Source organism: Microbacterium sp. Root180 (genome assembly GCF_001428485.1).
GTDB lineage: Bacteria > Actinomycetota > Actinomycetes > Actinomycetales > Microbacteriaceae > Microbacterium.
This window is the reverse complement of the sequence record NZ_LMHS01000001.1, coordinates 308,784-334,674: the sequence shown is the minus strand read 5'-3', so window position 1 is coordinate 334,674 and position 25,891 is coordinate 308,784. Positions and strand designations below refer to the sequence as shown.

The window sequence follows — 25,891 nt, the reverse complement described above, 5'->3', positions numbered from 1 at the left end:
GCACCCGACCGCCCGCGACCCGGCTGGTCGCGGCATCCGGATTCCCTGGCGCGGCGCTGGTCCGACGAGCGCTACCCTCGGTCGCGGAGGTCATTCATGAGCACAGCCCCGTCGCCCGCAGCCGACACCGTCGAGACGCCCGAACCGCGGGGCGCCTTCGACAGATTCTTCGACATCACGAGGCGGGGCTCGACCGTCGGCACCGAGGTGCGCGGCGGCGTGGTCACCTTCGTGACGATGGCCTACATCGTCATCCTGAACCCGATCATCCTGTCCAGCGGCGTCGACGTCGACGGCAACACTCTCGGCTTCACCCAGGTCGCCGCCGTCACGGCGCTCACCGCGGGTGTCATGACCGTGCTGTTCGGCCTCGTGACGCGGCTGCCCTTCGCATTCGCCGCCGGCCTCGGGATCAACTCGTTCCTCGCCGTGTCCGTCGTCGGGCAGGTCACGTGGCCCGAGGCGATGGGTCTCGTGGTGATCAACGGCCTCATCATCGTGCTGCTCGCGGCGACCGGGCTGCGACGCATGATCTTCGACGCCGTGCCGATCCAGCTGAAGCTCGCGATCACGGTCGGCATCGGCCTGTTCATCGCCTTCATCGGCTTCGTCGACGCGGGATTCGTCACCGCCACCGGCGCATCGTCACCCCCCGTCGGTCTCGGCGTCGACGGCTCGGTGGCCACCGTGCCGACGCTCATCTTCGTCTTCACGCTGCTGCTGACGGGCATCCTGGTCGCGCGCAAGGTCAAGGGCGGCATCCTCATCGGCCTCGTGACGGGCACCGTCGTTGCCGTGATCGTCGAGGCGATCTGGAACATCGGCCCCAAGTTCGACGGCGACCAGGTCAACCCGGGCGGCTGGGGCCTGTCGGTCCCCGAGCTCCCGGCGTCCCTGGTGAGCGTTCCCGACCTGTCGCTCATCGGGCAGGTGTCCTTCGGCTCGTTCGAGCGCATCGGCGTGCTCGCGGCGCTCATGCTCGTCTTCACCCTCGTCTTCACGAACTTCTTCGATGCGATGGGCACCATGACGGGCCTGTCCAAGGAGGCCGGGTTGGCGAACGAGAAGGGCGACTTCCCGCGCATCAAGTCGGCGCTGATCGTCGAGGGCGTCGGCGCCGTCGCCGGTGGGTACGCGTCGGCGTCGTCGAACACGGTGTTCATCGAGTCGGGCGCCGGAATCGGCGAAGGAGCCCGCACCGGCTTCGCGAACATCGTCACGGGCGTCCTGTTCCTCGTGGCCATGTTCTTCACGCCGCTCGTGTCGATCGTGCCCAGCGAGGTGGCGGCATCCGCTCTGGTCATCGTCGGCGCGCTCATGATGGCGCAGATCCGATTCATCGACTTCAGCGACTTCTCTGTGCTGCTGCCGGTGTTCCTCGCGATCACCGTCATGCCCCTCACCTACTCGATCGCCAACGGCATCGGCGCCGGCTTCATCTCGTGGGTGGTCGTGCGGTCCCTGTCGGGGAAGGCGAAGCAGATCAGTCCGCTGCTGTGGATCGTCGCCGCCGGCTTCGTGCTGTACTTCGCCCGCGGCCCGATCGAGACGATGCTCGCCGGCTGACGGGTCGGAAGAGCAGCGGATGCCTCGGCCGAGGCATCCGCTCACTGGTTCGGGGTGTCCGCTACTGGTTCGGGGCGTCCGCTTCTGGTTCGGGGCGCAGAATCGGCGCAACCCGCCGTGCCGAGCGGCGTGCCGCGGGAAGAGAACGCCCCGAACGGGCGTCAGCCCTCGACGGGCTCGAGGAGGAAGATCGCGATCTGGCGGTCGGTCTTGGCCTGGTAGTTGTCGTAGTCCGGCCACACCTCGACGGCGCGGGCCCACCACTCGGTGCGCTCGCCGCCCTCGAGCTTGCGTGCCACGTAGTCGCGCTTGACGGAGCCGTCCTGCAGCTCGACGTGCGGGTTGGCGACGACGTTCCAGTACCAGTTCGGCGGTAAGGGATGCCCGCCCTTCGACGCCACGGCGAGGTAGCGGCCGTCGTGCTCGACCCGCATCAGCGCCGTCTTGCGCAGGCCGCCGCTCTTCGCGCCGACGGACGTCAGGACGATGATCGGCACCCCGCGCAGCGTGTTGGCCTTCTGGCCGTCCGAGGCCTCGAAAGCCTCGGCCTGCTTGCGGGCCCAGGCGGACGTGGACGGCTTGTACTCTCCGGTCAGCGGCATGCATTCACCCTAACTCGGGACGAGGAAGGCCCCGCCGAAGCGGGGCCTTCCGAAGAGGATGCGGCTTAGAGACCGGCGATGATGCCGCGCATGAGCTCGGCGGCCTCGCTGGGGGTCTTGCCGACCTTGACGCCGGCGGCCTCGAGGGCCTCCTTCTTGGCCTGCGCGGTGCCCGCGGAGCCGGACACGATCGCGCCGGCGTGACCCATGGTCTTGCCCTCGGGCGCGGTGAAGCCGGCGACGTAGCCGACGACCGGCTTGGTGACGTTCGCCTTGATGAAGTCGGCTGCGCGCTCTTCGGCGTCGCCGCCGATCTCGCCGATCATCACGATCGCCTTCGTCTCGGGGTCGGCCTCGAACGCGGCGAGCGCGTCGATGTGCGTAGTGCCGATGACCGGGTCGCCGCCGATGCCGATCGCGGTCGAGAAGCCGATCTCGCGGAGCTCGTACATCATCTGGTAGGTCAGGGTGCCCGACTTCGACACGAGGCCGATCGGGCCCTTGCCGGTGATGTTGGCGGGCGTGATGCCGACCAGCGACTCGCCCGGCGTGATGATGCCGGGGCAGTTCGGCCCGATGATGCGGGTCGTGTTGCCCTTGGACTGCGCGTAGGCCCACGCCTCGGCGGTGTCGCCGACGGGCACGCCCTCGGTGATCACGACGAGGAGCGGGATCTCGGCGTCGATGGCCTCGACCATGGCGCTCTTGGTGAACGCCGGGGGCACGAACGCGATCGACACGTCGGCTCCGGTCGCGGCGATGGCCTCTTCGACCGTCGCGAACACGGGCAGCTCGACGGGATTGCCGTCCTTGTCGGTGTGCAGCACGGTCGTGCCGGCCTTGCGCGCGTTCACGCCGCCGACGACCTGGGTGCCGGCCTTGAGCATGAGCGCGGTGTGCTTAGTGCCCTCGCCGCCGGTGATGCCCTGGACGATGACCTTGGAGTCCTTGTTGAGGAAGATCGACATGTCTGTTCTTTCCTAGTTCCGGATGTCTGAGCTCAGGCGTTGGCGAGCGCGGCAGCCTTGTCGGCGCCCTCGTCCATGGTCTCGGCGAGCGTCACCAGCGGGTGGTTGGCGTCGCGGAGGATCGCACGACCCTCGTCGACCTTGTTGCCGTCCAGGCGCACGACGAGCGGCTTCGACGCGCTCGAGCCCAGCTCGGCGAGTGCGCCGACGATGCCCTTGGCCACCGCGTCGCACGCGGTGATGCCGCCGAACACGTTGACGAACACGCTCTTGACCTGAGGGTCGCCGAGGATGACGTCGAGGCCGGCGGCCATGACCTCGGCCGAGGCGCCGCCGCCGATGTCGAGGAAGTTGGCCGGCTTCACGCCGCCGTGGTTCTCGCCCGCGTACGCGACGACGTCGAGGGTCGACATCACCAGGCCCGCACCGTTGCCGATGACACCGACCTCGCCGTCGAGCTTGACGTAGTTGAGGTCGTTCTCCTTGGCCTTCGCCTCGAGCGGGTCGGCGGCATCCTTGTCTTCGAGGAGCGCGTGACCGGCGTGGCGGAAGTCGGCGTTCTCGTCGAGCGAGACCTTGCCGTCCAGGGCGATGACCTCGCCCTCCTCGGTGAGCACCAGCGGGTTCACCTCGACGAGGGTGGCGTCCTCGCCCTTGTACACGGCGTAGAGCTTGACGAACACGTCGCTCACCTTGTCGACGAGTTCGGGGGCGAAGCCTGCGGCCTCGGCGATCTCGACGGCCTTCTGCTTGTCGATGCCCGCCAGCGGGTCGACCGCGATGCGCGCAAGGGCCTCGGGACGCTCGACGGCGAGCTCCTCGATCTCCATGCCGCCCTCGACGGAGCACAGCGAGAGGTAGGCGCGGTTCGCGCGGTCCAGCAGCACCGAGAAGTAGTACTCCTTGTCGATGCGGGCGCCCTGCGCGACCATGACGCGCTTGACGACATGGCCCTTGATGTCGAGGCCGAGGATGGCCTGGGCCGCCTCGTACGCCTCATCGGGGGTCTTCGCGACCTTCACGCCGCCGGCCTTGCCGCGCCCGCCGGTCTTGACCTGCGCCTTGACGACGACGACTCCGCCGATCTTCTCGGCCGCTGCTCGCACCTCCTCCGGCGTGTCAGCGACGATGCCGGCGAGAACCGGCACCTCGTACTTCTCGAAGAGGTCTCGTGCCTGGTACTCGTACAGATCCACAGTGCATTCCTTCGCGGTGGCGAATGGGGGTGGGATGACGCGAAAAGCGTCTCGACGTCGAGATATCGACCAGTCCCCCAGCCTACTACCGCTTGCTGAGCGCTCCGGACCGCGGCGAGGCGCCCCGGTTCGGCTCAGCATGCACGATGCGGCAGCGCGTGACGCGCCGCTCCCGTGTGCCGGGCGGCGCGGACTAGGCTCTCCCCGAGATGTCCGAGACCGCCGTCGTTCCCCGTCCCGCCCCGCAGGCCGCCGTGGTCGCCGCCGCGCTCGAGCTGTTCGCCCGACAGGGGTTCGATCAGACCTCGGTCGAGCAGATCGCCCAGGCGGCCGGCGTCTCGCGCTCCACGTTCTTCCGCCAGTTCGGCGGCAAGGACGACGTCGTCTTCGCCGATCACGAGCTGCTGCTCGACCGCATCCGCGAGTTCCTCGCCGGAGACCACGCCGACCCGTGGCGCGCGGTGTGCGAGGCATCCGTGCTCGTCTACTCGCATTTCGCCGCCGATCCCGAGCTCGCCCGCCGTCGCTACGCGGTCGTGCGCCAGGTCCCGGCGCTGCGCGAACGGGAGATCGTGACGGTGTTCCGGTACGAGCGGCTCTTCGACGAGTACCTGCGCGCGTCGCTGCCCGGACTCGACCCGATCGATGCAGTCGGGTTCTCCGCTCTCGTGACGGCGATCCACAACCACGTGCTGCGCCAGCTGCTGCGCGGCCCCAAGCGCGTACCGGTCTCGGTGCTGCGCCGCGCGCTCGACGATGCGCTGCGACGGTTCGGCGTACAGCCCTCGGACGAAGACCGCGACGCGGCAGCCGACGACGTCGTGGTGGCGGTCTTCCCGCGCTCGATGCCGACGGCGGAGGTCGCTCGGCGCCTGCGCGAGCGCCTCGACGACTAGCCTCGCCCGCGGCGAAAGATCATCCACCCCGGACCGCGAGCGCCAGGGTAATGTCGGCCCCATGACCACTGTGGACACCCCGCACAGCGCGCCCTCGAAGAGCCCCCTCTGGTACACCCAGGACGCGGACGCCGTGATCGCCGCCCTCGGCACCGATCGCGAACGCGGGCTCACGCAGGCCGAGGCCGCGAAGCGGCTCGCCGAGCACGGCCCGAATGCGATCGCCGCGGAGAAGCCGCCGTCGGTCTGGCAGGTCTCGCTCAGCCAGCTCGCCGACCCGATGAACGTCATGCTCGTCATCGTCGCGATCATCAGCCTCCTGATCGGCCAGGTCAGCGTCGGCATCGTCGTCGGCGCACTCGTCGTCCTCAACGTGTTCCTCGGCGCGAGCCAGGAGATGAAGGCCAAGGCCTCGGTCGACGCGCTGTCGAAGATGCAGATCCCGCAGGCTCGTGTCTTCCGGGACGGGACCCTCGTGCAGATCGCCTCCACCGACGTCGTTCCCGGGGACGTCGTCGCCCTGGAGGCCGGCGACATCGTGCCGGCCGACGGACGGATCCTGCGCTCGGCGACGCTCGAGACGCAGGAGGCCGCGCTCACCGGAGAGAGCGCGCCGATCGCCAAGGACCCCGCCACCATCGCCGACCCCGACACCACGCTCGGCGACCGGGCGAACATGGCCTTCCAGAACACGCAGGTCACGCGAGGCACCGCGACCGTCGTGATCACCGACACCGGCATGACCACCCAGATGGGTCAGATCGCCTCGATGCTCTCGTCGGTGAAGCAGGCGAAGTCGCCGCTGCAGAAGGAGCTCGACGCCCTCACGGGCGTGCTCGGCTGGATCGCCTGGGGTGCTGTCGCCGTCATCGTCATCTTCGGGCTGGTGCGCGAGCAGCCGATCGCCTCGGTCGTCCTGCTCGGCATCTCGATGGCGATCTCCGCGATCCCGACCGGCATGCCGTCGTTCGTTCAGGCGATGCTGTCGTTCGGCTCTCGCCAGCTCGCCGAGCACAAGGCGGTCGTGAAGAACCTCACCGACGTCGAGACGCTCGGCGCGACGAGCGCCATCAACTCCGACAAGACCGGCACGCTCACGATGAACGAGATGACCGTCGAGTCGCTCTACTTCGGCGGCGACTGGTTCACGGTCGCCGGGAGCGGCTACGAGAAGGTCGGAGACATCCGTCAGGTCGCCGGCCTCCCGGTGCCGGACTTCAGCCAGCTCGCCCTCGGCCTCACCCTGTGCAGCGATGCGACCGTGTCCGACGACGGCGTCGTGATCGGCGACCCCACAGAAGCCGCGCTGGTCGTGCTCGCCGCCAAGATGGGCGCGGATGCCGAGCTCACCCGCGCGGAGTACCCCCGAGCGGCGGAAGTGCCGTTCGACTCGGCCTACAAGTTCATGGCGACCTTCCACGAGGTGCCGCACGAAGGGACGACCCGCCTCGTCGCACTCGTCAAGGGCGGGCCGGATGTGGTGCTCGACCGATGCTCGACCGTCTTGACCGCCGACGGCCCGGCACCGATCGAGGCGCAGCTGCAGACCGTGCTCGATGCGAACCGCAAGCTCTCCGAGCAGGGCCTGCGCGTGCTCGCCTTCGCCGTCCGTCGCTTCGAGCCGGGAACGCCCGTCCCCGCGGACCCGATGGCCGAGGTGAAGGATCTCACGTTCGTCGGGCTCGTCGGCATCATCGATCCGCTCCGCCCCTCCTCCAAGGAAGCCGTCCGCATCGCCCACGAGGCCGGGATCGAAGTGCGCATGATCACGGGCGACCACGCGATCACGGCCGCCGCCATCGGCGCGAAGCTGGGACTCGGCCCGGGTGCCGCGAGCGGCGCCGAGATCCAGGCGATGACCGACGACGAGCTGAAGGCCGCTCTGCCGAATCTGCACGTGTTCGGGCGGGTGACGCCGGAGGACAAGCTCCGGCTCGCCCGACTCATGCAGGAGACCGGCGACGTCGTGGCCATGACCGGCGACGCCGTCAACGACGCCGCCGCGCTCAAGCAGGCTGACATCGGCGTCGCGATGGGATCGGGAAGCGAGGTGACGAAGCAGGCCGGCAAGATGATCCTGGTCGACGACAACTTCGGGACCCTCGTCACCGCGGTCCGGCTCGGCCGCGGGATCTACGAGAAGATCGTCAGCTACGTCCGCTACCAGATGTCCCAGCTCTTCTCACTGGTGCTGCTGTTCCTGGTGGCGAGCATCTTCGACATCAACAGCGGCGTGCCGCTCACGCCGATCATGATCCTGTTCCTCAACTTCTTCATCTCGGTGTTCCCGGTCATCGTGATCCTCCTCGACCCGGTGCCCGACGGCATCATGCTCAAGCCGCCGCGCGACCCGAAGAAGACGATCGCCAACGGCGGGGCGATCACCCTATGGTTCGTCTACGGCGGCGTGCTGTTCCTCATGACGCTGGTGCCGCTGCTGGTGTTCTCCGACCTGGCGAGCCCGTCCGAGCCGAATGTGCCGGTCACGATGACCTTCGTCGTCGCTGCCTTCGGCGCCGTTCTCGGCGGCCTCGCCATGCGTCGCGACCCCGAGTCCGGCCTGACCGCCCCGATTCTCACCGCCGTCAAGTGGCTGGCGATCCCGCTGGCGATCACCGTCGCCGCGGTGGAGATCGGCTTCCTCCAGAGGCTCGTCGGCACGGTGTCGCTGAGCGGGAGCGAATGGCTGATCTGCATCGGACTCGCCCTCGTCGTGCCACTGTTCGTCGAGGTCGAGAAGTGGATCCGCCGGCGTCGCATCGCCCGTCGCACCGCCGGCGCGAAGGCCTGACGGCCGATGACGAAGGGACGGATGCGCGGCACGACCGCCGCAGCACTCGCCCTCGCAGCACTGCTCCTCAGCGGCTGCGACGGGTCGATCACCCTGCCGACGGCGCTGCCGACCCCCACGGTCGCGCTGCCGACCGCGCTTCCCACGCCGACGCCGACCGTGACACTCCCCACGCTGCCGACGAGAACTCCGCGGCCCACCCCGACGGCCGAGCCCACCGCGGAGCCGACGCCCGAGCCCACCGTCGAACCGACGTCCGAGCCGACCGTCGAACCCACGCCCGAGCCGACCGTCGAACCGACGCCGACCACCCCGGTCACGCCGACGCCGCCGCCGACGGCCGAACCGACGCCGACGCCCACGGCGACCGAGAGCCCCACACCCACACCGAGCGAGACCCCTGAGGCCGTGCCCGACCAGGACGCGGCCGCGTCGACGGCGGCCTGGCTGATTCCGCTGGCGCTCCTTGCGGTCGGCATCGGCATCGGCGTGTACTTCCTCGTGCGCCGACGCCGGCAGGCTCCCACGCCTCCCGCGACCTGACCGAGTCCGGGACTCCCCGCCAGTTCTCCGGAGTTCGGCGCTTCTCAGGACGTCGCGCGGTGGAACCGTCCTGAGAACGGGCGATCTCCGGAGAAGCGACGAAGACCGGGTGACACTGAGTCCTATGGATCGCGGGATCGAGTACCACTAGACTGATCCTGCGCCAACAGGAGGTACACATGCCGGACTTCACCCCTCGTCCCGGTCACAGCGTCGACGGCTACGACGTCACCACGCGGCTCGGCACCGACTACTACCAGGTGTTCGCCGACATCTCCGACGAGGACCGCGCCGTGTGGGAGCGCGCGCAGGCCTACGTCGACGAGGTCGGCACCCGGATGCAGGACGCGTGGGATGCCGCGGCCTACCCCCTCGACATCGCGATGCGACTGGGCGAGCTCGACCTTTTCAACGACGGCATCGTCCACCCCGACCTCACGCGCTTCTCCCCCCTCGCGGCAGGCCTCGTCAACATGGAGGTCTCGCGCGGGGACGGATCCCTCGGCACCGTCATCGCCGTCCAGGGCGGGCTCGCCCTGCGCACCCTCGCGCTGTTCGGCAGCCACGAGCAGCAGGCGCGCTGGCTGAAGCCGGTCGCTCGCGGCGAGGTTCCGGCATCCTTCGCGCTCACAGAGCCCGACCACGGCAGCGACTCCGTCTCGCTCGAGACGACCGCGCGCCGCGACGGCGAGGAGTGGGTGCTGGACGGCGCGAAGAAGTGGATCGGCAACGGGGCCTCCGGCGGGATCACGTTCGTGTGGGCCCGGGTCGTCAGCCCGGGCGACGAGACCGACGGCGCCGTGCGCTGCTTCCTCGTCGAGCAGGAGGCGACCGGGTACACCGGGACGGTGATCTCCGGCAAGGCGTCGCTGCGCGGCATCCACCAGGCCCATGTCGCCCTCGACGCGGTGCGGATCCCCCGCGACGCCGTGCTGCCGGGCGCGAAGAGCTTCAAGGATGCCTCGACCGTCCTGTACTCGACGCGCTCGGGCGTCGCCTGGTCGGCGCTCGGTCACGCCACCGCCTGCTACGAGGCGGCCCTCGCCTACTCGCAGCAGCGCGTGCAGTTCGGCAAGCCGCTCGCGAAGTTCCAGATGGTCCAGGAACGCCTCGCGCAGATGCTCGAGGAGCTCACGGCGATGCAGCTGTACTGCCGTCACCTCGCCGATCTCGAGGCATCCGGGGGTCTGCGCCCGACGCAGGCGTCGCTCGCGAAGTACCACAACACGCGCGCGGCGCGGCGGATCGCGGCGACCGCGCGCGACCTGCTCGGTGGCAACGGCATCCTGCTCGAGAACGGCGTGATGCAGCACATGGCCGACATCGAGGCGATCCACACGTACGAGGGGACCGAGAGCGTGCAGGCCCTGCTCATCGGGCGCGACATCACCGGGATGAGCGCGTTCGCGTAGCACCCGAGCCGCAGCCCGGCAAGGCGCCGGGACACGTGCGGCGGCACGGTTAGCCTCGGGAGCATGGGCCTGTTCCGCAGCACTCCCCCGCCGATCCGCCTCGAGCCCGCCGACGTCGAGCTGAAGGCGACGAGACCGCCGTGGAGCCTGTGGGCCGACGGCTTCGGCATGCTCGCGATCCGGGCGCTGCAGATCATCGTGGTCGTCGCGGTCGCCGCCGGCGTGATCATCGCGATCCAGTCGCTCACCCTCGTCACGATCCCGCTCGTCATCGCGCTGATCCTCGCGTGCGCCTTCGCACCCGTCATGCGATGGCTGCGACGGCGGGGCCTCCCGTCGGTCGTCGCGACGATCGCCACCCTCCTCGCGATCGTCGTCATCCTCGGTCTGCTGGGATGGCTGATCGTATGGGCGGTCCGCGACCAGTGGGACGAGCTGGCCGCGCAGGCGCAGGACGGCTTCCAGCACTTCCTGGAGTGGGTCGAGACCCTCCCGTTCGAGTTCCTCTCGCCCGCGCAGCTCGAGGAATGGGCCGCCGCGCTCACCGACTTCGTGACGAGCGCGCAGTTCGGCTCGGGCGCGCTCGCGGGAGTCGGCGCCGTGGCGAACTTCGTCACTGGGCTCGTGCTCATGGTGACGATCCTGTTCTTCTTCCTCAAGGACGGCCCGCAGATGTGGGAGTTCCTGCTGCGCCCGTTCCGCGGCGGGCACTACGTGCGGGCCCGTCGCATCGGCGACAAGACGGTCGGAGTCCTGGGGTCGTACGTGCGGGGCACTGCGACGGTCGCCCTCGTCGACGCGATCGGCATCCTGATCGGCCTGCTGATCCTGCAGGTGCCGCTCGCGCTGCCGCTGTCCGTGCTGGTGTTCCTCCTCGCCTTCATCCCCATCGTCGGCGCGACGCTCGCGGGGATCCTCGCCGCCCTCGTCGCCCTGGTCGCGAACGGATGGGTCAACGCCCTGTTCGTCGTCGGCGTGGTCGTGCTCGTGAATCAGCTCGAGGGCAACTTCCTCCAGCCGGTCCTTATGGGGCGCTCGATGAAGCTGCACGCCTTCGTGATCCTCATCGCCCTGACCGTCGGCACCGTGCTCGGCGGCATCGTCGGCGCCGTGCTCGCGGTGCCGATCGCGGCGGCCGCCTGGGGCGTCATCCAGGTCTGGGACGGACCGGACCTGCCCGCCCGATGGGCCCGGCCGAAGCATCCGATCGAATCCTGACCCGCTGAGGTGGGGCGATGTCCCACTTTCCGCCGCTCATGTCCCAGTTTCGGTAGGTTGGCAGCCGCCTAGCGACCGAAGGTGGGACACGGTAGCGGGATCCCGGAGTCGGGACTGACACACGTCGGAGGGTGCGGGCAGGATGGGGGGATGCCGTACGAGATCCCTGCGCCGATGCTGGCCAAGTCCGTTCCCGCCGTGCCGGACCCCGCCAAGACGCCGGGCGGGCTCAGCTTCGAGCCGAAGTGGGACGGCTTCCGCGCCCTCATCTCGTGGGACGGCGAGACCGTTGAGATCGGCAGCCGCGGCGCGAAGCCGCTGACGCGCTACTTCCCCGAACTGGTGGAGGCGTTTGCGCGGCTCCTCCCCGAACCGTGCCTCATCGACGGCGAGATCGTCGTGCCCAAGGGCGAGCCCGGCCGGCAGCGACTCGACTGGGAGTCGCTCACGCAGCGAATCCACCCCGCGGCGTCCCGCGTCAACATGCTGGCCGAGACCACCCCCGCGATGCTCATCGCGTTCGACCTCCTCGCCCGCGGGGATCGTGACCTGCAGTCCGAGCCCTTCGAGGTGCGTCGCGCCGAGCTGGTCGACCTGCTCGGCGACGTCCCGCATCCGGTGCACGTCACCCGCACGACCGATGACCCGGCTCTCGCGGAGCGCTGGCTCGCGGAGTTCGAGGGCGCCGGTCTCGACGGCGTCATCGCGAAGCCGCTCGCTCAGCCGTATGCGCCGAACAAGCGCACGATGTTCAAGATCAAGCATGCGCGGACGGCCGATGTCGTGGCGATGGGCTACCGCATCCACAAGTCGGGCGCGGGCGTGGGGTCCTTGCTCGTCGGCCTGTACTCCGACGACGGCACGCTGTATCCCGTGGGTGGTGTCGCCGCCTGGAGCAACGCCCGCCGACTCGAGCTCATCGACGAGCTCGCGCCCCTGGTCCAGCGCGACGACTCCGGCGCTGCGGTGAAGAGCGAGGGCGAGAAGTCCCGGTTCTCGGCCCCCGACCGCGACTCCTCGTTCGTGCACCTCCGTCCGGAGCGCGTGCTCGAGGTGCGGTACGACCAGCTCGAGGGTTGGCGCTTCCGTCACACGGTGCAGTTCGAGCGGTGGCGCCCGGATCGGGATGCCGCATCCTGCACCTACGACCAGCTCGAGGCCGTCTCGGCCTACGACCTCGGCGACGTGCTCGACTGAGCCGCTGGCACCGCACGGACCCAGTGCGGCTCCGGCCGATTCGCGGGGGTGATGCGGCTCGGCTGAGCCGCCGGGATCACTCCGGCTTCGGCCAGTTCTCGGGGTTGATGCGGCTCGGCTGAACCCGCGGCGGCTCGCCCGGCATCTTGGGGAAGTCGGGCGGGAACGGCAGCTCGCCGAGCCCGGCGTCCAGATCGCGCTGCCACCACTCCAGCAGGGTGTCGATGCGGCCCGGCTTCGCCTGCAGGTCGGCCCAGGGGTCGCCGATGTCGGCCAGTCGCTGCGGCACCGAGCGCACCGTGAAGGCGGCGGGATCGGCATCGGCCACCTCGTCCCACGAGAGCGGCGTCGACACCGTCGCGCCCGGCAGAGCCCGCGGACTGTACGCGCCGGCCATCGTGCGGTCGCGGTTGGCCTGGTTGAAGTCGATGAAGATACGTTCGCCGCGCTCCTCTTTCCACCAGTTCATCGTGACCTTGTCGGGCAGCCGCCGCTCGAGCTCGCGGCCCGCGGCGATCACCGCGTGGCGGACCTCGAGGAACTCCCATTCCGGCTCGATGGGGCAGAACACGTGGATGCCGCGATTGCCGCTCGTCTTGAGGAAGGCCGTGAGCCCCGCCTCGGCGAGGACCTCGCGCAGCGCAGGAGCCACGGCCGCGGCATCGGCGAAGTCCGTGCCCGGCTGAGGATCGAGGTCGATGCGGAGCTCGATCGGGTTGTCGGTGTTCGCTGCCCGGGACGCCCATGGGTGGAAGACGATCGTGTTCATCTGCACCGCCCACACCGCCGTCGCGATCTCGGTCAGGATGAGCTGGGGATGCCGCCGCCCGCTGTTGTAGGTGACGGTCTGCGCCTCGACGAACGACGGGGCGCCCTTCGGCGGGTTCTTCGAGTAGAACCGCTCGCCGTCGACCCCCTCGGGAAACCGCTCGAGCGACACCGGCCGGTCGCCGTTGGCGGTGAGGAACGGCTCGGCCACGGCGATGACGTACTCCGCCAGCTCGTGCTTGGTGATGCCGAGCTCGGGCCACAGCACGCGGTTGGGGCTCGAGAGCCCGAGGTCGCGGTCGCCGTCGGGCCCGGGGACGGTGAGGGTGATGCGCTCGGACGCCATGCTCCGACCCTAGGCGCGGGGAGCGACATCCCGCATCCCCGCGTGTGTGGGTCGCTGTCGAGAAACAAGGAGACACGCCGCACGGAGAGGCCCGCAGGCCTCGGGCCTCGGCGTGTCTCCTGCAATCTCAACGCCGCACCGAGATCACACCCCCTGGGCGAGCATCGCGTCGAGCTTCTCGTATCCTTCGCGCATGCCGCGCTCCATGCCCTCGGCGACCATGTTCTCGAGCACCTCGATCGTCGGGAACACGCTGTGGTCGACGATCCGCGAGCGCCCGCCGGGCAGGGACTCGAAGGCGATGCGGTCCATGCTGACCTCGTCGGGCCATCCCTCGAACTCGAACGTCTGGATGATCAGCTCGTTCTCGCGCACCGTGTGGAAGCAGCCGCGGAACGCGTACTCGCCGCTGCCGTCGCGCTGCACGAAGCGGTAGCCGCCACCGGTGCGGAAGTCCCAGTGGGTGATCTCGGTGCGCTCCTCGCCCGGTCCGATCCACTGCAGGAACAGGTCGGGGTCGGCGTGAGCGCGGAAAAGTGCCTCGACCGGCGCGTCGAACTCGCGCGTGATGTCTGCGTACGACGTGCCCGGCACGGCGTCGATGATGAGCGGATTGCTCATGATTCCTTCTCCTTCGTACGGGTGGTGGGTGTTGTGCGAGGGGTCTGTGCGGCGGTTGCGGATGCTTCGGCTCTGGCGGATGCCGCGAGCACGACGTCGAGTCGGCGGTAGGCGCGCTCGGCATCGAGCCGATAGCGGTCGATCCAGGCGGTGAGGCGTTCGAGCGCGGCGGCGTCGAGGTGGACGGGCTTGCGCTGCGCCTCGCGCGTGCGCCACACCAGCCCGGCCTCTTCGAGCACCGTGATGTGCTTGGACACCGCCTGCAGGGAGATGTCGAACGGCTCGGCGAGTTCGCCGAGGGTCGCCGACCCGCGACTCAGCCGGGCCACGATCGCGCGTCGCACCGGATCGGCGAGCGCCGCGAAGGCCCGATCGAGGGCGGAGTCGGAATCCATTCATCAACCTCTTCGTTTATCAACGTGTTAGTTGATAACGTACGCGCACGGAAGAGGTTCGTCAACCCCGACCTCGGAGGTCGTCCTGGTCAGGCTGACGCGAAGACGGGCGCGAGCTCCTCGCGCAAGAGGCGGATCCACGGGCCGGCGGGATCGACGATCACGCCGGAGATCTCCGGATCCCCGTCGAGTGCGCGGGCGAGCTGCGGACCCGTGAGCGGCGCGGCCTGATCGCCGCGACCCATCACCGCGACTTCGACCGGGTGCGAGTACACCTCGAGGTAGCGCGAGCCGTCCTCGGCACGTCCTTCGGCAAGCCCCGGGCGTCCGTCGGCGACCTTGCCGACGGCGACCCACAGCGGCACGCGGGTCAGCGCTTCGGCGACCGCGGCTCCGGTCTCGGGTGTGCGCTCGGCGGCGAGGAGCGTCTTGACGGTGAGCTCCTCATCCACCCTCTCCATGATCTTCTCGAGGAGCGGCCGGGGAAGCACTGCGCGCGCCGGGGCCGACGACTGGTCGATGATGAGACCCTCGTAGGGCCCCGCGAGAACGTGCCGCAGCACCGAGAGAACCGGCTGCCCCATCGCCGACGTGTCGACGTCGCCGTCGGCGCGCACGCTCGCCTGCAGGGCGGAGCCGCTGGAATACGCCAGCGCGAACTGGCGGTCCTCGACCTTGATCACCGCGAGAGGAAGCTCCCGCCCCTCGGCCAGCAGCGAGCGGGCGTCGCCCTTCACCCGGAGGAACAGGTGCCCCTGCAGCAGCTGCCGGGCGACATCGAGGAGGGCCTGCGGGGCGGTGCCGTCGCCGAGGCGGGCCAGCGCCTCGCGGACTAGGACGTTGTCGCGCAGCCCCGCAACCGTCTCGGCGTTCGTCGGCGCCTCCTTGGTCGCCGCGCGACCTGTGCGGCGCGGCTGGAGCTTGGGGGCGGCCGACGCGGCCGGAGCCGACGAGCCGAGACCGCCGTACGACGAGACGGAGATGGAGACGGATGCTGCCGCCTCCGTGGCCGGGTCGGGCTCGGCGCCCGTCGGCTCGGCGGGGTCGGCGACAGCGTCGGGCTCGGTCGTGTCAGGCGCGGTCGCGCCGGGCTCGGTGGCGCCGGCCGATGCATCGCGCGTCGTCTCGGACAGGCTCTCGCTCGTGCCGTCGTCGGCCGCACTCGCCGCGGCGTCGGCTGCGGCATCCGTCCCCTTCGGGTCGGGAGCGTCCTTGGGCCGGCGCGAGAAGAGAGCCATGCGTCGAGCCTAACCCCGGGGCGCCCTGGCCCGAGTCCCGGGGGTTCGGGGCGCGAACCCGGCGCGACACGCCGAACCTCGCCCGCGCGTCGTGGCAGATTCGCGCCCCGAGCCCGCGAGAGATCGGCTGGAGAGGGCGCGCCGGACCGCCGTGACCGACAGCCACCCCAGGCCCCGCGCCGTCACCGACAGCCGGCCCGAACGGGCAGCGGATCGGGCCGCGGCCCCAGCCGCGCTACAGCTTCTCGATCGGCGCGATCTTGATGAGCAGCTTCTTCGGCCCCGCGGTGTCGAACCGCACGTGGGCGACACGCTTCGCGCCCTCGCCCGTGACCGCGTCGACGCGCCCCTCGCCGAAGTCGTCGTGGCGGATGCGGTCCCCGGGCGCGAGTTCCATGTCGCCGTTGTCGCGCACCTTGGCGGGGATCTTGTTCGCGAACCGCTCGAGGTTGCCGCCGGGTTCGCGCCGTGGGAGCGGGACGAGGTCGTCGCCGTACCGCTTGCCCGCACCGCCGTATCCTGAGCCACTCTGGCGCCGCGCGTTGAGGGCGCGCGACTGCGTGCCGCCGCGCGAGTTGACGTCGCCGGGCGACTGCCGCCAGGTGAGCAGCTCCGCCGGGATCTCCTGCAGGAAGCGGCTCGGCATCGCGACCGTGACCTCGCCGAACTGCGCTCGCGTCATGGCGAGCGACAGGTACAGGCGCTTGCGGGCGCGGGTGATGCCGACGTAGAACAGCCGGCGCTCCTCCTGCGGGCCGCCGGGCTCGTTCGCCGAGATGCGGTGCGGGATGAGGTCCTCTTCGACACCTGTGACGAACACCGCGTCGTACTCGAGACCTTTCGCGGTGTGCATCGTCATGAGCGACACCGAGCCCGACGCGTCCTCGAGGTCATCGGCATCCGACACCAGCGACACTTCGGTGAGGAAGTCCAGCAGCGTGCCCTCGGGGTTGTTGCGGGCGAACTCGCGCGCCACGGCGACGAGCTCGTCGAGGTTCTCGATGCGCGCCTCGTCCTGGGCGTCCTTGCTCGCGCGCAGGGCGTCGTAGTACCCGCTCTTGTTCAGCAGCAGCTGGACGCCCTCGGCGACCGCGGTCGGCGGAGCGAGCTCACCCGACGCAGGCAGCATCAGAGCGGATGCCTCGGCCAGCACCGCGTCGAGATGTGCGATCGCCGACTGGATCTTGGGACCGACTCCCAGTGCAGACGAGTTCGCGAGCGCGTCACGGAAGGTGATGCCCTCCTCCTGCGCGTAGCGGGAGATCGCCTCTACGGTTACGTCGCCGATGCCCCGGCGCGGACGGTTGATGATGCGGCGCATCGCCATCTCGTCGGCGGGGTTGGCGACGGCGACCAGGTAGGCCAGCGCGTCCTTGATCTCGGCGCGCTCGTAGAACTTCGTGCCGCCCATGATCTTGTAGGGCAGCGCCGAGCGGATGAAGATCTCCTCGAGCGCGCGCGACTGCGAGTTGGTGCGGTAGAAGACGGCCACCTCGGAGTAGTTCGCCCCGGCTCGGTGCAGCGCCTCGATCTCATCGGCGACGAACTGCGCCTCGTCGTGCTGCGAGTAGCCGGTGAAGCCGACGATCTGCTCGCCCGCACCGACGTCCGTCCACAGCTTCTTGTCTTTGCGGTCGAAGTTGTTGCTGATGACCGCGTTGGCCGCCGACAGGATGTTCTGCGTCGAACGGTAGTTCTGCTCGAGCAGCACGACTTTGGCGCCGGGGTAGTCGCGCTCGAACTCGCTGATGTTGCGGATGTCGGCGCCGCGGAAGGCGTAGATCGACTGATCGGAGTCGCCGACCACGGTGAGCGAGGCTCCGGCCTTGTCGGGATCGTCGGCAGGATCCGGATCGAAGATCATCATGCCGCCGGCGGAATGTGGCTCGGCGCCGGACCCGATCGGCCGGGTGAGCTCGTGGATCAGCGCGTACTGGGCGTGGTTGGTGTCTTGATACTCGTCGACGAGGATGTGGCGGAATCGGCGGCGGTACACGTCGGCGACCTTCGGGAACGCCCGGAACAGGAACACCGTCTGCCCGATGAGATCGTCGAAGTCGAAGGCGTTGGCGCGCTGCAGCTCGCGCTGGTACGCGGCGAAGAGCTCGACGAAGACCCGCTCCGCCGGATCTGCCATGTTCGCCGAACGGGCGTAGGACTCGGCATCCGACAGCTCGTTCTTCAGTTTGGAGATGCGGCTCTGCGTCGCCGCGGGAGTGAGCCCGTATGCGTCGGCCTCGTGCTCCTTGACGAGTCGCTTGATGAGCGCGCGCGAATCGCCGGAGTCGTAGATGGTGAACGACTTGGTGAACCCGAACTGCTCGGCCTCGCGCCGCAGGATGCGCACGCACGCCGAGTGGAACGTCGAGATCCACATGCCGCGCGCCGAGTCGCCGATGAGGTTCTCGACGCGCTCGCGCATCTCGCCCGCGGCCTTGTTCGTGAACGTGATCGCCAGGATCTGACTCGGCCATGCCTCGCGGCCCCGCAGCAGCGACGCGATGCGACGGGTGAGCACGCTGGTCTTGCCCGAACCCGCGCCCGCGACGATCAGCAGCGCCTGCCCGCGGAACGTCACGGCCTCGCGCTGCTGCGGGTTGAGCCCCGCGAGAAGATCTTCGTCGGGGCGCGCGCCGGGCTGCGAGGGACCCTGATTCGCACCGACGATGACAGGGACGGATGCCGCGCGCTGCGCGGCCGCGGAGGCGTCGGTCATAGCCCTCTGATTCTAGGCGCGCCGCCCGACACCGCGTCCCCCCACCCGAGTGGCCAAGACACGCCGTCGATGCGCGCCGAGCACGGCGTGTCTTCCCGACTCGGGTGTGAAGCCGGGCTGAGCAGCCGCGCACAGCAGGTTCGCGGCATCCGCTTGACATGATCGATGCATGCGCACGCTTCTCAACATCATCTGGCTCGTGCTGTCGGGCTTCTGGATGTTCCTCGGCTACCTGCTGGCGGGGGTGATCCTGTGCATCCTGATCCTCACGATCCCGTGGGGCATCGCCTCGTTCCGCATCGGCGTCTACGCGCTGTGGCCGTTCGGCCGCACGATCGTCGAGAAGCCCCGCTCGGGGGTCGGCTCGTTCCTCGGCAACGTGGTGTGGGTGATTCTCGCGGGCTGGTGGCTCGCGATCGGCCACATCCTCACGGGCGTCGCGATGTGCATCACGATCATCGGGATCCCGCTCGGCATCGCGAGCTTCAAGCTCGTGCCCGTCTCCCTCATGCCGCTCGGCAAGGACATCGTCCGCACCGACGAGGCGCGCGCTCTCGTCCACCACTGACCCGCGTCGCACGTTCGGCGGCGACCCCTTCCGTTTGTGCGGGCGAATGCACGCATCGGCGCCCGCACAGGCGCGCATTCGCCCGCACAAACGGACGGTAGAGGGCGGGGACGCGCGTGGAGAGGCTCAGGCGGGAGCGGATGCCGCGGCCCGGCGGCGCCACGGGAGTGCGAGCAGCAGACCTACCACGAAAAGCACCGCGCCGAACGCGGCGGCGATCCACGGCGTCTCGGGCGGGATCTCGAGGTAGGTCGTGATGCCGAGGATGCGCGCGAGGCCCCAGGGCAGGAGCCCCATCTGGTCGTTCCACAGGCTGAGGGCGGTCTCGAGGCCGATCGCGCCGATCACCGCCGCGGGGATCGCGAGCGCGGCACCGATCGCGGCGAGCACGTAGCCCGTCGCCCGCCGTGCGCCGACCTGCGGTGAGAGCGCCCAACCCCCGGCGACGAAGACCCACACGAACAGCGCGAACGCGACGGCGATGTAGAGCGTGCGGAACACCGGCTCGGTCCAGAAGGCGAACCAGTACCCGCCGGGGCCTGAGAACGAGAGGGCGAAGAGGGTCACGATGCAGCGGAGCACGACGACGCCGCCGACGGCGGCGATGACGGGCCACGGCGAGCGTCGCCGGACGAAGAGCCGCACCACCAGCGCGAAGATCCCCCAGGCCGCGAAGACGACCGCGAGGTGCGCCCACGACAGGAACGAGGTCTGCACGGCTCGCGTGGCCACCAGCAGAGCGGCCGGCACGATGAGCAGCAGCCACCGGTCGAGGTCGAGCATGCCGAGGGTCGACTCGCGCGCCCGCCACGGGCGGACCGAGGCGATCCACGATGCGCGCGCCGCCGCGGCACCCGGTCGGCGCACGAGTCGCGTGCGGGCGGCGAGCATGCCGATCACGACCCACGCGAGGGCGAGCAGGAGCAGCGCGCGCGCGATCCAGGCCATCGCCAGGTCGCGCTCCGCGCGCTCGACGCCGAGCTGCGCGGCCGTGAGGTTGTATGCGGGGTAGTCGATGTTCCCGTCGTAGGTCTCGAGGTGCGCGGCGGCGAGCGCCTCGTACTCGACTCGGTCGGTATCCCACTGGGCGTACGCGTCGGGCGAGAGGGTGTCGTGCCACTGTCCCTGGTGCAGGATCATCGCGCGGTATGCGCCGAGCAGCCGCAGCACGTCGAGCTCGTAGTCGAGCGTTTCCACGAACGCGTCGTGCATCGCGGGATCGCGCCAGGTCGCGGCATCCGTCCCTGACACCGCGTCGCGCATCGCTTCGACCGTCTCGACGGCCTCGCGTCCGCCAGCGATGACCGACTCGATGTCGCCGTCGGTCGCGTCGCGCGAGATGGCGTAGAGCACGTCGAGCACCGCGGAGTCGCCGGTGAGGATGTCCCACTCGAAGATCCACATCATGGGCGGCGGCTCGAGACCGATCGCGAACACGCGCTGGTCGGCGAACGCCTCGATGTACATGCCCTGCTCGATGGCCTCGCGCGAGAGATCCATGGCCTGGACGATCGCCGCCACGGTCGCCGGGTCGTCCGAGAACCACTGACGCGCCCACCCGGCGGTGACGTCGGCGACGTCGGTCTCGGGATCGCGGGCGAGCGCCGAGGCGACGACGGTGTCGAGCTCGTACAACTGCCAGAACCCGGCCTTCAGGTACAGGGTCATCGGACCGGCGCGCCAGGGGCCGCCGTCCTGCGTCCACACCCACACGCCCTCGATGTTCGGGTTCGCGGCGAGCAGCGTCTGCAGCGCGTACTGGTACTCGCGGCCGAGGTCGTTGGGGAAGGCGCCGAAGTTCTCGAACTCGCGCCGGCTCTGGAACTCGACGATGCGCCGCTGCTGCCCCTGCTCGAGGGTGTCGTTGAGCGGGAGCCAGCTGTAGAAGTCGCCGAGCGTGTACTTCGTCGAGACGATCAGCGCCGGCGAGTCGATGCCGCCCAGCACCTCCTCGTACGACTCCGGATTGGTGTGCATGTCGCCGACGGCGCCCACGCCCACGCTCCACGTGCGGAAGATGACTTCGCGATCGGATGCCTCGGCCTGCGCGCTCAGGGTGGTGAGCATCGCCCGCACGGCGGCGGGTGTCCGTACCGCGAGCTGCGAGTAGTAGTCCCAGCCCTCGACGTCGTAGACCTGGCCGGCCTCGCCGATGCGGATCAGGATGCCGTCGAGCGCGGGCTCGGCCGCGTAGAGCTCGTCGAGCCCGGCGGCGTACACGTCCCACAGCTCGGGGTTCTCGGTGTCGAGCGACCCGAACCGGTCGGTGAGGTAGTCCTCGAGCGGCGTCGTGAGGGTGAGCATGTCGGTGCGCAGGAACACGTCCATGCCGAGGTCGTCGGCGTGCTGCCAGAACGGCCCGAACGCGTCGCGCAGCGCGAGCGCCTGCGCGCGGTGCTCATCGCCGGGGGTGTAGACCTCGCCCTCGGCGACCTCGTCGAACGCGACGAACTCGACGAAGCCGGGGAACGCCACCGCGTTGTAGCCGTTGGCGAGCGAATGCCGCACGAACTCGTCGAAATCGGCGAAGGCCTCGGCGAGCGCCGCCTCGTCGATGTAGGGCGCCTCGGGCAGCAGCACCTGCGCGAAGGCCTCGGAGGCGTGCGAGTAGTTGGTGCCGGACTCCCACGCGGCGGGGTCGGGCTCGACGCCGACGGCGCCCATGTCGACCATCCGGAAGGGGAGGCGGGAGGTGATCTCCTCGCCGAGGTGCTCGGCCACCGGCTGCGCGGTGCGCACCTGGTTCGCGAGGTCGTAGATGCCGCGCACGGCCCCGCTCTCGCTTGCGGCCTCGATGCGCAGATCGGCGGCTGTGCCGGTGAGCAGGTAGGTGTCGTCGGCGTCGTCGCCATCGCCGGCGACCACCGTGAGCGAGGTGTCGCCCGCGCGCTCGGCGGCGTCGGCGGTGGCCTCGAGCAGGCTGTCGAGCGCGGCGTCGTAGCGCACGCCCTCCGGCGCATCGACGGTGGTCCAGCGCGGGGCCGGAGCGGGTGCGCCGAGATCGGGAGCCGTCGGAGCAGCGGGCTCCATCTGCGTCGCAGGCTCGGTGCGGATGCCCAGCGCATCCCCCACCACGACGCCGAGTCCGAGGCCGAGAGCGACCAGCACGACGGATGTGACGACGGCGAGGATGCCTCGCCGTGTCGCCGTCGTCATTGCACTAAGGTACCCCGCCGCGACCCGTGGTTCTGACAGGTCTGGAGGCCGCTGGATCAGCCTCCGCCGAGCGTGCCGCGGACGAGCCCCGCGCTCGCGAGCGCGTCGGCGGCGAGTCTGCGCTTGAGCTCGATCGACTGGCCGATCTCCTGCGCGAGCAGCGGGCGCGAGCGGACGAGTTCGTCGACCGTCGCGAGGGGCACTACGAGCACCGTGAGCACGTCGGCGGCGATCGCCGTCGTGAGGGTCTTCTCCCTCGTCAGGGCTGTCTGGCCGACGTAGTCGCCCGGCTCGGCCGATCCGAACTCGAGGCGTCCGCCGCCCGCTTCGACCGCGAGCCGCACGCGACCGTCGACGATGAACCGGATGTCGTGCGGCAGCACTCCCTCGGGCTGAACGATCTCACCGAGGCCGTACCGCTCGAGGTGAGAGGTCGCGAGCACGAGTTCGCGCTCCTCCTCCCCCAGGTGCAGCGTGGGCCCGACGACCTCGACCGCACGCTCGAGCATTCCCGGCTCGGCGATGGGATCGGACGCATCGCCGTCGAGCGCAAGACCGCGGCGCCGTGCCGCGTACCAGAGCCAGGCCAGGTACAGGCTGAGCGCCTGCGGCGCGAGCTCCGGCCCGTTGATCGGAAGGCTCACCGAGTACTTGCCCGACCCCGCGTAGTCGGCGCTCGCGCGCTCTTCTCCCGCCCGCATCGGCAGCGAGTCCGCCACCTCGATCAGCAGCGCGATCACCTCGTGCGGCGGGTCGTCCGTCGTGAACGCGACCGACGTAGACACGTGGTGCGGACCGGCCGGCTGGCTCAGGTTCGTGAAAGACGCGCCGGACAGCGTCGAGTTCGGGATGATCTGGATGCCGGAGCCGGTGTCGATGTGCACGGCACGCCAGTTCACCTCGATCACGCGCCCCTGCACGCCGGCGGCATCCAGCCAGTCGCCGATCTTGAAGGGCTGCTCGAACAGCAGCAGGAGGCCCGAGATGACGCCGCCCACGGCGTTCTGCAGGGCTAGGCCGATGACGATCGACGTCACGCCGAGCGCAGCGATCAGGCCCGCGACATCCGCCTCCCACACCCACTGGAACAGCAGTGCGAGTCCGACGACGACGAGGATGAGCCGCGCGAGCTCGACGAAGATCGACGGGATGCGCTCCTGCCAGCTGCCCGCCTTCGCGTTGGCGAAGAGCGCGACGTTGAACGCCGAGAGCACGAGCAGGATCAGGAGGAAGCCGAGCACGGTGGCGACCACCCGTGCCCACACCTGGTCGGCATCGGACTGGAAGGCGAAGACGAGGAGCGCGAACAGCGCCGCCACCGGCACGATCCAGTTGCGCAGCAGCCTGACCGGTCCCGCCGCGGGATTGCCGCGGCGAGTGAGCGCGCCGAGGATCTCGGTGAGGATCACCAGCGCGACCGGAACGGCGATCGCGATCGCGATCGCCCAGCCGAGCCAGCCGTCCTGGAACGGATCCATGACTACTCGATCCTCCACACGTCCTGCGCGGTGCCGCGCAGTTCGACGGAGCCTGCCGGCGTGAACGTCACACTGTCCTGCATGCGGTCGCGCACCGCCTGACTCACGTAGATGCCGGGCTGGCCGGTCACGCTGCGGACGCGGTAGGCGAGGCTGACGGCGTCGCCCCACAGGTCGTAGGCGAGACTCGTCCGCGCGACCAGGCCGCTCGTGACCGTGCCGGTGTCGACGCCCGCACGGATGTCGAGCTCGGTGCCGTTCTGGGAGTTGAACCGCTGCACGACCAATCGCATCTCCCGCGCGAAGTCGACCGCGCGGCGCACGTTGTCCACACGCGGCACGATCAGCCCCGAACTCGCGAGATACCCGCCGCGCAGCGTCCGCACCTTCTCGACGCCGGCCTTCTGCGCCGCCTCGTCGAAGCCTCGCATGAGCGCGTTGAGCTGGGACGTCTCGCTCGCCCCGGAGAGACCCTCGGCGTACTCCTCGAAGCCGACGAGTTCGGCGAAGACCACGGAGACGTTGTCGTGCTCCTCCGAGATCGTCTCCTCCCCGTCCTTGTAGCGCTTGGCCACCGCCTCGGGCATGAGGGTGAGCATGAGCTTGCGGTTCTCGGTCTGCTGGGCGTCGATGAGGTCCTGCTTGATCCGCAGGCTCGAGGCCATGTCGTTGAACGCCGATCCGAGATCGCCGATCTCGTCGCGCGAGTCGATCGGCACCTGGACGGCGAGGTCGCCTCCGGCGATGCGTCGCACGGCATCCACGAGCTTGCGGATCGGGCGCGTGAACACCTGCGCGAGCAGGAGCGAGAGCACGCTGACGGCGAGCACGATGCCGAGCAGCGACAGCACGAGCGTGCGCGTGAAGTCTGCGACCGGCGCGAAGGCCTCTGCGGTGGTGATCCGCGCGACCGCGACCCAGTTGAGGCCGTCGATCTCCACCGGCGTCCAGGCGGCGATGCTCTCGTCCCCGAGGTACGAGGTCGAGATTCCAGATCCGGTGCGACCTTTCAGCGCCTCGACCACGGGTGCCGTGTCGATGGGCTGAAGGAGCACCGTGCCGTTGACGGCCACCACGCGGTCGGCGATCGCCGGCGGCGTTCCCGCCGAGATGGCCTTCTGGGCGTACTGGTCGGGATGCTCGACGAGCTCACGCGAGATGCTGCGCATCAGGTGGTCCTGGCCGACGACGTAGACCTCGCCGGTGTCACCGAGGCCCTGTTCTTTCCACTGCTGGTCGCCGGTCATCGCATTGTTGATCGTGTCGAGTGGGATCTGTGCCGCGAGCACACCGGTGATGGTCGAGTCGTTGCCGATCGGTGACACGACCCACATGGCGGGGATGTTCAGAGACGGGATCCAGCGTTCGAAGTCGGTGGTCTTCACCGCGTTCACGCTGTTCGTCGCGACGACCTCACGGTACGCGTCGGCCAACGACGAGTCCTCGTACGGCCCGTCGAGCAGATTGCTGCCGAGGTCGACGCCCTTGTAGGCCGAATAGACCACGTCGCCGTCGAGGTTCAGCACCAGCAGGTCTTCGTAGCCGACCTGCGAGACCAGCCGAGTGAGGTAGTCCCCGTACTGCTCCGCGGCGGCGGAGTACGGCGTGCCGTCCGCCGCGGTGTTCGTCGCGAGAGCCTCGTCGAAGTCTGCGAACTGCGCCGTGTAGTGATACTGCGCCCACTTGCCGGCGTTCGACTCGGGGATGAACGCGGTCGAGCTGTATGTCTCCCCCGTCCTCGCCTCGAGCTCGGGGTTGAAGGTGTCGGCGTAGTACGCCTCGAGCTCGGCCAGCTGCTCCGGAGACAGCTCGCGCGTCTGGAGGTCGTCCCACCCGGCGTTGAGCTCTCGGGAGAGCGTCTGCGCGCTCAGGTTTCGCGAATCGAGGCGAACGCCCTTCTGCACGCCTTCGAGGGTGTGCTCCAGCTCGTTCACTCTGAGCTCGCGGATCGTGGTCAACTGGTCGATCGCCGCCGCCTGCAGCGACTCACGCCCGTTGATGTAGCCGATGACGCCCACGATGACCGAAGAGATGAGGCTCACCGAGAGCAGCATGATGAGCAGCTTCGACTGGATGCTGAGTCCCCCGCGACGCCGTCTGCGTTCGGCCTGGGGAGCGGACTTCGCGGCTTCCCGCTCGATCTCGTGCGCGCGCAGGCGCTCGGCCTCGGTGATGGGCGTGTGCTGTGCCCCTGTGTCCGTCGTCGCGCTCACGCG

The 25,891-nt window shown here is 69.6% G+C and carries 19 protein-coding genes; 8 read left to right on the top strand and 11 right to left on the bottom strand.

The genetic code is table 11. The features are described from left to right. Positions 1-96: 96 nt before the first annotated feature. Positions 97-1,566, top strand: a complete 1,470-nt coding sequence (locus ASD93_RS01520) for an NCS2 family permease (protein ID WP_056117897.1) — start codon at positions 97-99, stop codon at positions 1,564-1,566. Positions 1,567-1,727: 161 nt separating this feature from the next. On the opposite strand, the gene ASD93_RS01515 is transcribed toward ASD93_RS01520, so the two are convergent. The 3 genes from ASD93_RS01515 to sucC form a co-directional block, all read right to left on the bottom strand. Then, positions 1,728-2,168 (bottom strand): nitroreductase family deazaflavin-dependent oxidoreductase, encoded by a 441-nt coding sequence (locus ASD93_RS01515; RefSeq protein WP_056117896.1) that lies wholly within the window; start codon positions 2,166-2,168, stop codon positions 1,728-1,730. Positions 2,169-2,233: 65 nt separating this feature from the next. Next, complete coding sequence (gene sucD / locus ASD93_RS01510; protein ID WP_056117894.1) at positions 2,234-3,136, bottom strand: succinate--CoA ligase subunit alpha; 903 nt, start codon at positions 3,134-3,136, stop codon at positions 2,234-2,236. A 32-nt stretch (positions 3,137-3,168) separates the two neighbouring features. Next, the gene (gene sucC / locus ASD93_RS01505; protein ID WP_056117892.1) at positions 3,169-4,332 is read right to left on the bottom strand and encodes an ADP-forming succinate--CoA ligase subunit beta; all 1,164 of its coding nucleotides are present in this window, start codon (positions 4,330-4,332) and stop codon (positions 3,169-3,171) included. A gap of 209 nt (positions 4,333-4,541) precedes the next feature. On the opposite strand from sucC, the gene ASD93_RS01500 reads away from it, so the two are divergent. From ASD93_RS01500 to ASD93_RS01475, 6 genes are all read left to right on the top strand, one after another. Next, entirely contained in the window at positions 4,542-5,228 is a 687-nt protein-coding gene (locus tag ASD93_RS01500) for a TetR family transcriptional regulator (RefSeq protein ID WP_056117890.1), read from the top strand. A 61-nt stretch (positions 5,229-5,289) separates the two neighbouring features. Further along, positions 5,290-8,019: a cation-translocating P-type ATPase gene (locus ASD93_RS01495; protein ID WP_056117887.1), complete on the top strand. Its 2,730-nt coding sequence runs from the start codon at positions 5,290-5,292 to the stop codon at positions 8,017-8,019. 21 nt (positions 8,020-8,040) lie between these two features. Beyond that, positions 8,041-8,562, top strand: a complete 522-nt coding sequence (locus ASD93_RS01490) for a hypothetical protein (protein ID WP_056117885.1) — start codon at positions 8,041-8,043, stop codon at positions 8,560-8,562. 179 nt (positions 8,563-8,741) lie between these two features. Continuing rightward, positions 8,742-9,974: an acyl-CoA dehydrogenase family protein gene (locus tag ASD93_RS01485; RefSeq protein WP_056117884.1), complete on the top strand. Its 1,233-nt coding sequence runs from the start codon at positions 8,742-8,744 to the stop codon at positions 9,972-9,974. A gap of 63 nt (positions 9,975-10,037) precedes the next feature. Continuing rightward, the gene (locus tag ASD93_RS01480) at positions 10,038-11,192 is read left to right on the top strand and encodes an AI-2E family transporter (RefSeq protein WP_056117882.1); all 1,155 of its coding nucleotides are present in this window, start codon (positions 10,038-10,040) and stop codon (positions 11,190-11,192) included. Between the two features lie 150 nt (positions 11,193-11,342). Further along, positions 11,343-12,389, top strand: a complete 1,047-nt coding sequence (locus ASD93_RS01475) for an ATP-dependent DNA ligase (RefSeq protein ID WP_056117879.1) — start codon at positions 11,343-11,345, stop codon at positions 12,387-12,389. Between the two features lie 76 nt (positions 12,390-12,465). Here ASD93_RS01475 and ligD read toward each other — a convergent pair whose 3' ends face one another. The 5 genes from ligD to ASD93_RS01450 form a co-directional block, all read right to left on the bottom strand. After that, the gene (ligD, locus tag ASD93_RS01470) at positions 12,466-13,503 is read right to left on the bottom strand and encodes a non-homologous end-joining DNA ligase (protein ID WP_056117877.1); all 1,038 of its coding nucleotides are present in this window, start codon (positions 13,501-13,503) and stop codon (positions 12,466-12,468) included. Positions 13,504-13,647: 144 nt separating this feature from the next. Beyond that, on the bottom strand, positions 13,648-14,124 hold the full coding sequence (locus ASD93_RS01465; protein ID WP_056117875.1) for an SRPBCC family protein: 477 nt from the start codon (positions 14,122-14,124) through the stop codon (positions 13,648-13,650). Beyond that, complete coding sequence (locus ASD93_RS01460; RefSeq protein WP_056117874.1) at positions 14,121-14,519, bottom strand: ArsR/SmtB family transcription factor; 399 nt, start codon at positions 14,517-14,519, stop codon at positions 14,121-14,123. The genes ASD93_RS01465 and ASD93_RS01460 overlap by 4 nt, the downstream gene beginning before the upstream one ends. 89 nt (positions 14,520-14,608) lie before the next feature. Beyond that, positions 14,609-15,757 carry an SseB family protein gene (locus ASD93_RS01455; RefSeq protein WP_056117872.1) on the bottom strand — a complete coding sequence of 383 codons (1,149 nt, stop codon included), beginning with the start codon at positions 15,755-15,757 and terminating at the stop codon, positions 14,609-14,611. Positions 15,758-15,992: 235 nt separating this feature from the next. After that, positions 15,993-18,473, bottom strand: coding sequence for an ATP-dependent helicase (locus tag ASD93_RS01450; RefSeq protein ID WP_056117870.1), 2,481 nt, complete (start codon positions 18,471-18,473; stop codon positions 15,993-15,995). A 169-nt stretch (positions 18,474-18,642) separates the two neighbouring features. On the opposite strand from ASD93_RS01450, the gene ASD93_RS01445 reads away from it, so the two are divergent. Continuing rightward, entirely contained in the window at positions 18,643-19,041 is a 399-nt protein-coding gene (locus ASD93_RS01445) for a YccF domain-containing protein (RefSeq protein WP_056117868.1), read from the top strand. A gap of 126 nt (positions 19,042-19,167) precedes the next feature. On the opposite strand, the gene ASD93_RS01440 is transcribed toward ASD93_RS01445, so the two are convergent. Genes ASD93_RS01440 through ASD93_RS01430 form a run of 3 tightly spaced genes read right to left on the bottom strand, consistent with a single transcriptional unit; the run spans position 19,168 to position 25,888 of the window. After that, on the bottom strand, positions 19,168-22,197 hold the full coding sequence (locus ASD93_RS01440; RefSeq protein ID WP_056117866.1) for a hypothetical protein: 3,030 nt from the start codon (positions 22,195-22,197) through the stop codon (positions 19,168-19,170). Positions 22,198-22,253: 56 nt separating this feature from the next. After that, complete coding sequence (locus ASD93_RS01435) at positions 22,254-23,675, bottom strand: mechanosensitive ion channel domain-containing protein (protein ID WP_056117864.1); 1,422 nt, start codon at positions 23,673-23,675, stop codon at positions 22,254-22,256. 2 nt (positions 23,676-23,677) lie between these two features. Further along, positions 23,678-25,888, bottom strand: coding sequence for an adenylate/guanylate cyclase domain-containing protein (locus ASD93_RS01430; RefSeq protein ID WP_082569102.1), 2,211 nt, complete (start codon positions 25,886-25,888; stop codon positions 23,678-23,680). Positions 25,889-25,891: the final 3 nt, after the last annotated feature.